The 13,378-nt window shown below is 32.3% G+C and carries 11 protein-coding genes; 3 read left to right on the forward strand and 8 right to left on the reverse strand.

Translation table 11 applies throughout. The features are described from left to right. Positions 1-44: 44 nt before the first annotated feature. From ACR0QS_RS05370 to ACR0QS_RS05380, 3 genes are all read left to right on the forward strand, one after another. Positions 45-641 (forward strand): pyridoxamine 5'-phosphate oxidase family protein, encoded by a 597-nt coding sequence (locus tag ACR0QS_RS05370; RefSeq protein ID WP_432632418.1) that lies wholly within the window; start codon positions 45-47, stop codon positions 639-641. A gap of 111 nt (positions 642-752) precedes the next feature. Then, positions 753-1,568, forward strand: a complete 816-nt coding sequence (lptB, locus tag ACR0QS_RS05375; protein WP_432632419.1) for an LPS export ABC transporter ATP-binding protein — start codon at positions 753-755, stop codon at positions 1,566-1,568. Positions 1,569-1,658: 90 nt separating this feature from the next. After that, positions 1,659-2,114, forward strand: a complete 456-nt coding sequence (locus ACR0QS_RS05380) for a hypothetical protein (protein WP_432632420.1) — start codon at positions 1,659-1,661, stop codon at positions 2,112-2,114. Here the strand turns inward: ACR0QS_RS05380 and ACR0QS_RS05385 are convergent. The 8 genes from ACR0QS_RS05385 to trhA form a co-directional block, all read right to left on the reverse strand. Further along, positions 2,111-2,893, reverse strand: a complete 783-nt coding sequence (locus tag ACR0QS_RS05385; protein WP_432632421.1) for a tetratricopeptide repeat protein — start codon at positions 2,891-2,893, stop codon at positions 2,111-2,113. The two genes, ACR0QS_RS05380 and ACR0QS_RS05385, sit on opposite strands and share 4 nt — an antisense overlap. Positions 2,894-2,953: 60 nt before the next feature. Then, positions 2,954-4,075 carry a tRNA guanosine(34) transglycosylase Tgt gene (tgt, locus tag ACR0QS_RS05390; protein ID WP_432632422.1) on the reverse strand — a complete coding sequence of 374 codons (1,122 nt, stop codon included), beginning with the start codon at positions 4,073-4,075 and terminating at the stop codon, positions 2,954-2,956. A 164-nt stretch (positions 4,076-4,239) separates the two neighbouring features. After that, entirely contained in the window at positions 4,240-4,995 is a 756-nt protein-coding gene (locus ACR0QS_RS05395; protein ID WP_432632423.1) for a hypothetical protein, read from the reverse strand. Positions 4,996-5,154: 159 nt separating this feature from the next. Next, positions 5,155-7,653: a ferrous iron transport protein B gene (feoB, locus tag ACR0QS_RS05400; protein ID WP_432632424.1), complete on the reverse strand. Its 2,499-nt coding sequence runs from the start codon at positions 7,651-7,653 to the stop codon at positions 5,155-5,157. 460 nt (positions 7,654-8,113) lie between these two features. Further along, the gene (locus tag ACR0QS_RS05405) at positions 8,114-9,286 is read right to left on the reverse strand and encodes a hypothetical protein (protein ID WP_432632425.1); all 1,173 of its coding nucleotides are present in this window, start codon (positions 9,284-9,286) and stop codon (positions 8,114-8,116) included. A 563-nt stretch (positions 9,287-9,849) separates the two neighbouring features. Next, positions 9,850-11,241 (reverse strand): alanine/glycine:cation symporter family protein, encoded by a 1,392-nt coding sequence (locus tag ACR0QS_RS05410; RefSeq protein WP_432632426.1) that lies wholly within the window; start codon positions 11,239-11,241, stop codon positions 9,850-9,852. A gap of 159 nt (positions 11,242-11,400) precedes the next feature. Continuing rightward, complete coding sequence (locus ACR0QS_RS05415) at positions 11,401-12,237, reverse strand: hypothetical protein (RefSeq protein ID WP_432632427.1); 837 nt, start codon at positions 12,235-12,237, stop codon at positions 11,401-11,403. A 451-nt stretch (positions 12,238-12,688) separates the two neighbouring features. Further along, positions 12,689-13,345 carry a PAQR family membrane homeostasis protein TrhA gene (gene trhA / locus ACR0QS_RS05420; protein WP_432632428.1) on the reverse strand — a complete coding sequence of 219 codons (657 nt, stop codon included), beginning with the start codon at positions 13,343-13,345 and terminating at the stop codon, positions 12,689-12,691. Positions 13,346-13,378 lie beyond the last annotated feature (33 nt).

A 13,378-nucleotide genomic window follows, 5' to 3' on the forward strand; every position in this document is an offset into this window, starting at 1 on the left:
ATTTATAATTTCTAATTTATAAATATAATTTGGAGCTACAAAAAATGAGAAGAAAAGATTTTATTTTTGAAGACAGAAAAGAAATTGAAATTATGCTTAATAAAATCGAATTCGGAGTAATGGCTATTCCAGATAAAATTCCTTATGCCGTTCCAATAAGTTTTTGCTACAAAGATAACGAAATATATTTTCACGGAGCAATGGCAGGAAGAAAGCATGAAATACTAAAAAACAATCCCGAAGTTTCTTTTACCGCTTCCAAAGTTTATTCTTATATTCCTTCGAGTTTTCTTAACGGAAAGATGACGCCAACACAGTTTTTCTTTTCTATTTTTATCGAAGGAAAATTTGAAACGGTAAACGATTTTGAAAAAAAGAAAAAAATTTTATGTGAGCTTGTAAAAAAATACGAACCAGAAAATATAAATATGTCGATGGATAAAGGACAATTTAAAGGTTCTGAAATTCACACTTTTGTCGGAGTTATAAAAATTTATAATATGACAGCAAAGGCAAAATTTGGGCAGAATATGAACGACTCGGATATAAATATTATAATAAACGATTTGAAAAACAGAAATACTAAAATAGATATTGAAACTATAGAAATGATTAATAAATTGAGAGATAAAAATATATAAGTCGTTTTATAAATTTTATCTTATAATTTTTATTTATTAACTATCAATTTATTTAAATTTAAGTTATACTATTTCTTAATTATTTTTATTAGATTTTGTAGATTTGTAAATATGCTATTTTTTAAGAAAAAAGATAAAAACAAGAATCTAGAAGAAATTTCAGAAACCGTTAAAAATTTTTTTGACAATAATAAAGAAAATCCGTCCGAAATACGAGCGGTTAGTCTCACTAAATTTTACGGAAAAAGAAAAATCATTGAAGATATTTCTTACAGTGTAAAACAGGGCGAAGTTGTCGGACTTTTGGGACCGAACGGAGCGGGAAAAACCACGAGTTTTTATATTACCGTAGGATTCGTAACGGCGACAAAAGGAAATGTTTTTTTGAACGATATTGAAATAACCGATTTGCATATGTATAAAAGAGCGCAGCTTGGAATAGGATATTTGCCGCAGGAAGCGTCTATTTTTAGAAAACTTTCCGTAGAAGATAATTTGCTTTCCATTTTGGAATATAACGAAAAATTAAATTCAAAAGAGAGAATGTATATTACCGACCAGCTTTTATCGGAATTTAATATTAATCATGTGCGAAAACAAAAAGGCTATACTCTTTCGGGAGGCGAGAGAAGGCGATGCGAAATAGCGCGGGCATTAACGGTAAATCCGAAATTCATTTTACTTGACGAACCTTTTGCTGGAGTCGACCCAATAGCCGTTCTCGACATACAAAATATTATAGCGTCTTTGAAAGCTAAAGGTTTGGGAATTCTAATAACGGACCATAATGTTAGGGAAACTTTGAGAATAACCGACAGAGCTTATATAATGGGAAACGGAAAAATACTGGTTCAAGGAACGCCAGAAGATATTGTAAACAACCCGCTTGCTCGTAAAGTTTATTTGGGCGAATCTTTCACTATGTGATTTTATTCGTTTTATTATTAGATTATATTATGGTTGACAATTTTGTAATTTAAAATATTATTACTCAATCAATAATTTGGAGATTTTTATATGGCGAAAACTATTAAATGTAAATCATGCAAATCCGTAAACGATAAATACGCTACAAAATGTAATTCCTGCGGAGCCGCTTTATATCCCGAAATTTCTCGCAAAAACGCCGAAATAGTGACAATCGTTTTGGATATTATTTTTGCCTTTATTTATTTAGCAGCAATTTTTATCTTTATAAAAAATGTTAACAATAACGAAACGCCGAAATATATAAATATTCTTCCCGCCGCAAATTCCATTCAATATTTTTTGATAATATTATTATTTTTATGTTTTGCCGCATCGAAAATACTTTATGTGTTAAATATATTTATAATGAAAAACGATATCGTATTGACTATTAGAAGGGCGAGCATGTTTGTAGAAGCGATTATAATGTTTCCTATACAAACCATACTTGCTTTATATTTTTACGAACCAGCGACAAATGAAAATAAAAAAGAAAAAAATTAATCCAAATTATTTATATATTCTTTAAGTTTAATCGCCTCTTCATAATTTTCGTCTATCGATAAAGCTTTGTCTATATTTTCTAAAGCCGATTTTTTATTTCCCATATCGAAATAAATCGAGCCTATATTATAATAAATTAATTTGTTGCCATCGTCTATTTCTTTTGCTTTTTCCAAATATCTAATCGCCATGTTATTGCTCTTTTTTTTTCGATAGCATGAAGATATATTGCATAAAATATAAACATTGTTTTTTTCGTAAATAAAATTCAAATCATGGAATAAAGAAAGCGCTCTGTCGTAATCGCCTTTTCTATAATAAATGCATCCGAGCAAATTAGCGATTCCGTTCATTTGTCTGACATTATAAATATAATTGCTATAATTTAAAGAAATATCGTATTCTCCGAATTCATAAGATTTGAAAGCGATATAAATATATCTTGAATAATCTTTTTTCATTATTTTTGTATTGTCGTTAATTTCAATCGCCTTATTAAAATATTCCGTTCTGTTCGCTTCGTCCATCATTCCCATATATTCGTAAACGAAAGGATTATCGTTTTTAAGATTTATAAATTTATTAAAATATTCCAAAGCGTTTTTATATAAATTATTTTTCATGCATAAAAAACCCGACATATATAAAGCTTCCAAATTTTCGGGTTCGCTGTCCAATATGAGTTTATAATAATTTTTAGCGTCTTCAAATTTATTTTCTTTTATGCAAGTTTCCGCAAGTTCAAATAAATCTTTTTTTTCTTCATTATTTATATTCATATAAAACTCTTAAATTTTTAAACTATCTAATATTTTAAAACATTTTTCTTAAATAAAATTTTACTCATAAAATTTTTTCATCATATTATTTCTATAGTCGGAAAAATTGTCCTTTTCTATAGAAACTCTTAAATCATTCATAAACCTTTGCATGAATCTAATATTATGAATAGTCATCAAAATTGAAAAAAGTATTTCATGAGTTTTATCCAAATGATTCAAATACGCTTTAGAAAAATTTTTACAAGTATAACAGTCGCATGCCTCTTCCAAAACCGTTTCGTCCATTCTATATTTTGAATTCCTTATTCTTATTATTCCGTCCATCGTAAAAGCCTCTCCGTTTCTTGCGTTCCGAGTCGGCATAACGCAGTCGAACATATCAATTCCTTCCATAACCGAATTTAATATATCTCTCGGTTCGCTTACGCCCATCAAATATCTCGGTTTTTCTTTATTCGTGTAAGTCATAACTTTTGAAAGAACTTCATGCATCTTTTCTGGAGTCTCCCCAACCGAAAGCCCGCCGATTGCATAGAAAGGAAAATTCATTAAAGTTAAAGTTTCCGCGCTTATCTTCCGCAAATCGTCAAACATTCCTCCTTGAATTATTCCGCCTAAATATTGCCGTTCGCTATTTGGAGAGTTATCATGAAAATCTTTGCATTCTTTTGCCCATTTATGAGTTCGCTCCATCGCTTCTTTAACATATTTATAATCGGCGTCATGCTTCGAGCATTCGTCAAGGCACATCATAAAATCCGCTCCAATTATATGCTCCGCTTCCATTACGGTTTTTGGAGTGAATAAATATTTAGTTCCGTCTATATGAGAATTGAATTCCACGCCGTTATCGTTTATTTTTCTGAGTTTTGCCAAAGAAAATACTTGAAAGCCGCCAGAATCGGTTAGCATAGCTCCTTTCCAGCCCATGAATTTTTTAACTCCGCCGAATTTTTTTATAACTTCCAAACTCGGTTTAAGAACCAAATGATAAGTATTTGCAAGTATTATTTTACTTTCCGTTTCTTCTATCATGACGGGAGTTAGCGCCTTTACTGTAGCTTTAGTTCCAACGGGCATAAAAACGGGAGTGTCGATTTCGATTCCGTTAATTTCTATTTTTCCTAATCTCGCATAAGAGGAAGAAGACGATTTTAAAACCTTAAAAGAAAAAGACATATTAAACCTTTATTTAAAATAAAAAAATAAAATCTAAAATATTTTTAAAAATCTAATTTAAAATTAAGTTTATATTTTATATAAAAATTAATAAATATCAAATCGTTATCGTTTATTGATTAAATTGATTATTAAAAAGAATTAAATTAAATATAATAAAAAAGTCAATAAGTTCCGTCCGTTCTTCCTAAAGACACGCCTAAAAGAATTCCAAAACTTAAAGCCGAAAAATTATATTTATTAAATACCGAAGCGCCTATATTCTGATTTATAACATCCGTTTTATATTGCATACCAAAATTATACATAACATAACCGCCCATTAAAATTGCAGCGTCTATACCTTCTACAAGATAGTAATAACCTTCGATAGTAAGTTTTATATAAGGCATTATCGGAGCTTTAAATAAATTTCGCATATCGGAAGCTTTCCATCCGTTTAAATCTGGAGTTATTATAGTTCCGTAATATTCGCTTGAACCCATTTGAGCGTATAACGGAGCAAGTATTCCCGTTCCTAATCCTAACGATATTTTACTAAAATTTAATTTTCCGCCAATTCCCAGCGCTATGGAATGATAAAATATTAATTCTCTGCTTCTTTTATTCGTGGCAGGGTCTTTATAGTCGTTCATTCCGCCATGCAAACTGTATCCAAAATCAAAAAATAAACTCGCTCCTTTAATTAAATCGTTTGGATTTTTAAATAATTTAAAATAATTTCCGACTTGAAAAAACACAGAAGCATCCGCTCCCAATCCTCCTTTAATGCTATTATAAACGCTATTTTTATAATTATCTTTAACATCTACGGAAGGGAAAATAAAATTAAATCCGTATTGTCCTATAAAATTAACTTCTAAATCTCCAAATAATAAATTTGAACATAATAAAATTATTGATATTATATATTTATGCATATTTATATTAACCAATTAAAATTATATATAAAGTATATAACAAACAAATATTAATATCAATTATAAATTTTTATATACGGCATTTATTATAAATAAAAAAGCCCAAGTATGAAACTTGAGCTTTAAATATTTTATATTATTTTATTTGGCAATTTTAATTTATATAATCCCCGTTATTCTTCCCGCCACTTGATAGAATATAAAGCTTACAATCCAAGCAACAGCGAGAGTATATACTACAATAAACGGTATCCATTTATTTCCAATCTCCGCTCCCATAACTCCGATTGCGGCAAAACAAGGAAAATATAACAGAACGAATAACATTAAACCGTAAACCACAACCCAATTTTTAAATACGGGGTCGTTTTTAAGCGATTCTTCCAAACCTGATGAATCTTCTTCGTCAAATTCTATTGCCTTGATTTGCGCTATCGTTGAAACTAGAACTTCTTTAGCAGCTCCGCCAGCAACCAAAGCTATTCCAATTCTCCAGTCGAATCCCAAAGGTTTTATTATAGGTTCTATAAATTTTCCTATTTGTCCTCCGTAAGTTCTTTCTAAAGTCGCGGCAGACACAAGTTTTTCGTATTCAATATCAATAACTTCTTCGTCTTCAATATCCAAACCTTCTTCAGTCGCCATCGCTACGGCTTGCTCTCTAAATGAAATTTCTTCCTGTTCGCTTGGCTCGTATTGAGGGAAAGTCATAAGCGCCCAAACTATTACGGATGCAGCAAATACATAAGTTCCCGCTTTCTTTATATACATCCATCCTCTGTCGAACATATGTCTTAAAATCGCTTTCGGTCTTGGCACTCTATAAGGAGGAAGTTCCATAACGAAAGGAGTTTCTTCTCCTTTGAATAAAGCTTTTCTCAATACAAACGCCACGATAAAGCCTATTAAAACTCCGATTATATAAATGCTAAACATAACCGTTGGAGCGTTATCTGGGAAGAAAGCCGCCGTAAATAAAACATATACTGGAACTCTCGCACCGCAGCTCATGAATGTCGTTATCAAAACTGTAACTATTCTGTCTTTTTTATTTCTTAAAGTTCTTGCCGCCATAGTCGCTGGAATACTGCAGCCGAATCCCAAGAAAAGAGGAATAAAAGATTGTCCATGCAAACCTAATCTATGCATCACTTTATCCATTAAGAAAGCCGCTCTCGCCATATAACCGCAGTCTTCCAAAAATGAAATTCCAACGAATAATATAAGAACTAACGGAAAGAAAGACAAAATCGCTCCAACTCCGCCTATAACTCCGTCAACGACTAAAGATTGAATTAAACTTCCTTCTGGCAATAATCCGCCTACAAAATCGGATAATAAACCGAGTCCGTTTTCTATCCATTCTTGAGGATAAGCGCCGAGAGTAAATGTGGCGTAAAATATCAGCCATATAACCGCTAAAAATATTGGAATTCCGAGCCATTTATTTAAGAATACGACATCCGCAGCTTCGGTAAAATTGAACGCTCTTATATTTTCTTTTTGAACTGCTTCCTGCAAAGCTCCTCTAATATAAGAATATCTTTTATCAGCCATAATAGAATCGGATTTTGCATTTTCGGAAGATTCCAATTTTATTATTTCTTTATTAACGGTTTCTATAACCTCTCCGCCGTTTGAACATTCTCTTCTTATCGAATGAATCGCTCTTTCGTCTTTTTCCAAAGTTTTAATCGCAAGCCATCTTTTATGCAAATCGCTTATATCTCCTTGCATACTGTCGGTTATCGTTTTAATCGATTTCTCTACCGTCTCTCCGTATTGCATCGCCGCGTCTTTATTCAATTTGTCTCCAGATTTATACATCGCTTCAATTTTATCCAAAATGAGTAAAACGCTTTCGTATTTGCTTCCGTAAATTTTTAGAACGGGCAGTTTCAAAAGTTCGGTAAGAGATTTTTCATTTATTTTGATTCCGTCCTTTTCAGCGAATTCATACATATTAAGAACGCAAACTACGGGAATTCCTAGTTCAATTAATTGCAAAGTCAAATAAAGATTTCTTTCCAAATTTGTTGCATCTATAACATCGATTATAAAATCTGGCTTTTCGTTTAATAAAACATCGCATGCAACAACTTCATCTTGAGAGTAAGCGCTTAAACTATAAACTCCTGGCAAGTCAATCAAATCGTAAGTATAGCCGTTGTAAACCATATCTTTTTCTCTTCTTTCAACTGTAACACCCGGATAATTTGCCACTTTATAATTCGCTCCCGTAAGAGCGTTGAATATTGTAGTTTTTCCGCAATTCGGATTACCAGCTATTGCCACTTTTAATTTTGTGTTATTTGAAGGAACTTTAGTTTTTTTATGAATGTCTTCTCTGTTTTCGATTAGATTAAAATCTATTTCCTGTTTTTCTTTTTTCGTATCGGAAGATTTTAAAATTCTATCTTTTTTTATTTCCACTTCCGATTTTGAAACTTCAATTCCTTTGGCTTCGGAATTTCTTAAAGATATTTCATAATCCATTATATGAACTTCGATTGGGTCCCCGAGTGGAGCTTTTCTGACAATCCATCCTTTAGCCCCAGGCGTAAAACCCATTTCAATTATCCTCTGCCTAATCTCTCCTTCCGTAGCGACTTCATCGACTACGAAACCTTCTTCAATTTCTAACTCTGTTAGTTTCATGATATACTCCTGTTAATTAAATTATACAAATATATTGTTTGCTTATTCTAACATTAAGTAATATATTTGTCAATAGTTTAATTACTATAAAACAAAAAAAATTTAATTTTATTAATAGCGGATTATTTTGATTGTGTGGATTGCCACGCTTTCTTATGAAAGCTCGCAATGACATGCATTTTTCGTCATTACGAGGTTTTGTCGCCGTAGGCGTGCCTTTGGCAAAAAACCGAAGTAATCCAATTAGAATGGAATTTAATTTTAAAATTTAATTCTATTAAAGGCATTGCCACACCTTCACTCTCTAAAAGCGGGCAGTAGCCCAGTCGCTCGCAATGACGGAATTATTAAAAGTGTTTGCAATAACAAATAAATAAAAAGTTTCGTAAAATAAAATGAAATAAAATAAAGGAGAAGACTATTTTAGCCTTCTCCATTCAAACGCTTTTCTAATTATCTATTAATTCTTATGCCCAGGCAATGCCAAGAAACACCATCCTCTCTTAGCATCCGTAAACGCCGCCGAATGAGTGAGCAGCGGAGTCGTGCGTTCTGGTCTGTTAGCCAAATATATATTGTGATTAGTCATATAAGGAACATTTTGAGAATTAAAATAACCTTGCCACTGATTAAACACTCCAAAATAAGCGTAATAAGAATGAATGCCCGCTCCGTAACTGTATCCCAAATTATCGTAAGGATTCAATACTAAAACTTCTACAAAGCCCGGTCGAATATACTGCCTTTCGCATAAATTATAATCAACATAACCAGAGAATTCGTTGAAATAGGTATCTACAGCATACCGATAAGCCACGAACTCGAATACTCCTTCTTTGAACGGGTCGTCTCCCTTTGCGTAAATATCTTGTCCCTGTCTTCGTCCAAGATAAGTCATTCTTGCCATTTCGGTCGATAGAGCGTTAGCGTAAACTCCTCCAACGGTAAAAATGCCTTTTTGTTTCCATGTATATTTTTTAATAATATGGGTCAATTCTTTGCCATAGGCTTTGGTAAATTCTTTTTCAACATCTCTATATTCCGTTATAATCGCTCCCATAAATTTCTTTATTATCTCATTATTTTCTTTCCAAACTATATCGCCGTTTTCATTAAAATAATAATAATCCTGAGCGCTGTATTTTCCATCCACATGTCTATCTTGGAAACTACTTTCATTTCTGTTATTATTTTTATTTCTAATTGCGAATACTTTTCCATCGCTCTCGCCTTTCCTTTGAATTTGGTTGAACCATAACTCTTTTAATTTATTTGTATCTTTATAGCTTACCGTATAAATTCCTTCACCAAAACCTGCAAAAGGCACATAAATTTGGTAATAATCCGAAGGCTTATCAGGCAAGTTTGGAACATAAACATCATCCTCATATTTGATTTCGGTATCATAAACGTTGGTTATAATGATATAATCGACATTTAGATTTGTAGCCCATTCTGGAATATCGCCCGTAACGCGCAAGTTGTTAGTTTTGATTAAAGTGTTCGTAATCAAATTCCCGCTTTGGTCGAGCAGTCCCGTTTGAGACGAATTATTATCTCTGTCGGCGCAGGAAACTACTCCAATCGCAGCCGCTATTAAGATAACTACAAATAAATAAATCGCTTTTCTCATTTTATCCTCCTTCCTTAAAAAAATTACTTTTTTAATATAATTGAAAAAAACTTATTTCTTCTGTATATAAGATAATAAATTTATTAAGAAAAGTCAAGTAAAAAATTCTATTTCTGCAAAAAAAAATAAAAATTTTACAAAAAGTAATAAAGTTATGAATAATACAAGCGAATTTATTAATAAAGTTAACATAATTTAGTCATTATTTTACTAAATTTTCTCCTTGCAACTCTAATTTTACTGTCATTGAATGCCTTTAAAGTTTGTCATTGCATATTTTTACTAAACCGTCATTGCGAGCGACTGTAAGGAGCATGGCAATCCAAACAAAATAGATTATTTGACGCTGTCCGATTTTGTCACTGGTTTTTTGCCAAAGGCACGCCTACGGCGACAAAACCTCGTAATGACTATAAAATAACATTGTCATTGCGAATGTAATGAAGCAATCCAAATATAATAAAACTTCTTTTGGATAGATTACTTCGTTTGGGTTAGCAACAATAAAAAAGAACCTCATGCTTTTACATGAGGTTTTAAAACTATTTTAATCAATAAACCGATTATTTATTATTATATTCTTTAAATAATCCGCCGACTACTCCGCTTAACGCGAGTATTCCCAAAAGGTTCGGTATAACCATTAAACCGTTGAAACAGTCGGATAAAGCCCAAACCAAATCAACTTTCAAAGCCGAGCCTAAAAGTATAAAACCCACGACTATCACGGCATAAACTTTTGCGGCTTTTGTTCCAAATAAATATTTAACATTTTGTTCGCCAAAGAAATACCAGCCTATTATCGTTGTAAAAGCGAAGAAAAATAAGCAAACGGCTACAAATATTACTCCGAAGAATCCGAATCCGTTGCTAAAAGCGGCTTGAGGCAATCCTACTCCTTTTAAAGCTTCTGGAATAAGACTTGCGGAATCCAACGGATATACTTTAGTTTGCAATATATCTGAAGACAATATAACCAACGCGGTTAAAGTAACCACGATAAAAGTGTCGAAAAATACTCCTATCATAGCGACTACTCCCTGTTCGCAAGGATGTTTAACTTGAGCCAAAGCATGAGCATGAGGCGTAGAACCCATACCCGCTTCGTTTGAGAATAGTCCTCTCGCTACTCCGAATCTCATTGCCTGCTGAATTCCTATTCCCAATCCTCCGCCTATAACCGCTTGAGGATTAAAAGCAGAAGTGAATATTAAAGCTATAGAACTTGGAAGATTTTTAATATTCATTATGAGAATTATTATTGAACCGATTATATAGAATAAAGCCATTAAAGGAACTGTTTTTTCCGCAAATGACGCGATTCTTTTTAATCCGCCTATAAATATAAACGCCGCTATTAAAGCGCAAACGATTCCAATATATATAGGTTTAATTTGAGGGAAAGCATTAACGAAAGCCCCGCTGATAGAATTCGACTGAACCATATTTCCCATAAAACCCAAAGCGAGTATTATAAATATTGCAAATAAACCCGCTAAAAATTTACCGACTACTCCGTTGAACGCCGCTTTTATATAATAAACTGGTCCGCCTATCGCATGTCCGTCTTTAGTAGTCGTTTTATATTTTTGCCCTAAAGACGCTTCGACAAATATTGTAGCCATACCGAAAAACGCCGACATCCACATCCAGAATATAGCGCCAGGTCCTCCAGCCATTAAAGCAGTCGCCGCTCCCGCCAAATTGCCCGTTCCTACTTGAGCCGCCACAGCGGTCGCGAGAGATTGAAAAGAACTCATACCCTCTTTGCCCGCTTCTTTTCCGCTTAAAGAAAAAGCTCCGAAAGTTCTATCCCATCCGTCTTTGAATTTTACGATTTGAACGAATTTCAATCTTATCGTAAAATAGATTCCCGTTCCGCATAATAAGAATAATAGCGCGTAATCCCATAAGAAACCGTTGATTTTTGCAACGATATTTGAAATAATATCCATAGAAAACTCCTATAAAGAATAATAAGTAATAAAGAATATTGAAATATTATAAATTAAATATAAAAAAATGCAAGTAAAATTTTTAATATTTTTAATTTTTTATAAATAAAAAAGGAACGCGTATTTCTACGCATTCCTTTAAAAATTTAATTCAATAAATTATTTATTTATATCATCTTCATGAACAAAAGTATATTCAATGCCTAATGGATTTTCAAGCAATACTCTTTGTCTATTCTCATTTAGTTTAAATTTTATAGTGCTATCATTACCATTATTATGGGCATCATAATAATAATGCCAAGTATTGTTTCCAAGATATGTAGTTTTACTATCGTATACTTCAACAGTATATAAAAAACTTCCTCCATCACTACCATATAAACTTATAGAATTAGCTGTAACTATTGCTATTGGAGCGCGGCTTAAATCGTAATATTTTCCCCACCACATTTCAGGTATAAGTCCATCAGATTTGTCAGTTAAAGAATATGTAATATCCGCTCCATAATTACTAAATTTTATTATCAAATAACCGTCTTCGGTAAAAGTAACAGTCGCTGTATTTCTGTTATTGCTTTGGTATCGAGTCGCTTCCAAATTATAAACCGCTCCTGTTCCGTTAGCGTTATCGTAAAATTTGCCTTCGTCTTCCACAACTACTCCGTTCTCGTCTATCGTTATTACTCTTAAATAAGGCTTTGAATTTTCATCAACTCTTACATCCGCATAAAAATATATTTTCTTTACTGTATCGTATATAGAATAATAAGCTCCAGATTTGAAATATAAATCTTTGAATTGAATTAAACCTTGATTTGTATCAATGCTCAATTTATTATCCGTATTATCTTCAGGAAATTCTGGTGGAGGCGTTGGTCCCGCTTCCGTCACAGCCATGTTTTCAACATCGGTAGGACTAGAACAAGCTACCGAAACTATAACCGTAATAATAGCAAGCGCTATTAAACTTAAAATTTTCTTTTTAGTAATCATAAAATTACTCCTTTATTTTTAATTTCTAAATATAGTATAATACATTTTTTATAAAAAGTCAAGTGTAAGTTAATATTTTATCAAAAAAAAAAAAAAAAATAGATAATTTTATAAAAGTTATAAAATTATGAATAATCCAAATACTGTCATTGAGAGTATTTTCAATAATTCAGTCATTGCGAGATTTTATAATATGTCATTGCGAGCGATAGCGTGGCAATCTACTATTAATAAAGTTAAATTTAAAAATAAAATTTTATTAATTTTGGATTACTTGGCATCTGGACGCTGTCCGCTTTAGCGCCGACTTTGTCGCGGGCTAAAGCCCTCGTTTCCTAGGCTAAAGCCCACAGAATGCGGGACGCCTCGCCAAAGGCGGACAGTAGTCTCGGCGAATGACAGTAAAAAATATCGTCATTGTAAAATTTATTGAATTTTTAAATAAATAAATTCACGCTATAACATATTGATATAAAAACCAATAATGCGAAAACGAACCCATTAAAACGAATATATGAAAAATATCATGAGTAAATTGTTTCGTTCTGTCGTTAAATTTTTTTCCCAACGCATATAAAAAAGCCCCTATCGTATAAAATATTCCGCCCCAGATTAGCCAATTCAATTTTAATATTTCAAATTCTTGAAGCAAAGGCTTGAACGCAAACGCTATAATCCATCCCATTGAAATATATAAAATTATTGTGAGTATCGGACTTTTATAAATAAGAATAGTATTAGATATAACGCCCAAAATCGCGCAAGTCCAAATAACCGCCAAAATCAAAAGCCCGATATTTCTTGGAAGCGAAAAAACGCATAAAGGAGTATAAGTCGCCGCTATAAAAATATATATGCTTATATGGTCGAATTTACGAAAAATATTTTTAGCTTTTCCGTTTGGAAGAAAATGATATAAAGAGCTAAAAGTATAGAGAAGAATTATTCCAACTCCGTAAATTATCACGGGAATAACATCGCTTTTATTATGAACCTTAACAAGCATAAGAACGAAGCCCGCAATCGCAAGCAAAGCTCCCGCTCCATGCGAAAGAGCCGAATAAAGTTCGCCTATTCTATTTTTCTTTATTTTATCTTTCTTTAAGATTTTTGTATTTTTTAAATTATCTTTATCGTATAA

The organism is Brachyspira sp. (assembly GCF_050873525.1).
Lineage (GTDB): Bacteria > Spirochaetota > Brachyspiria > Brachyspirales > Brachyspiraceae > Brachyspira.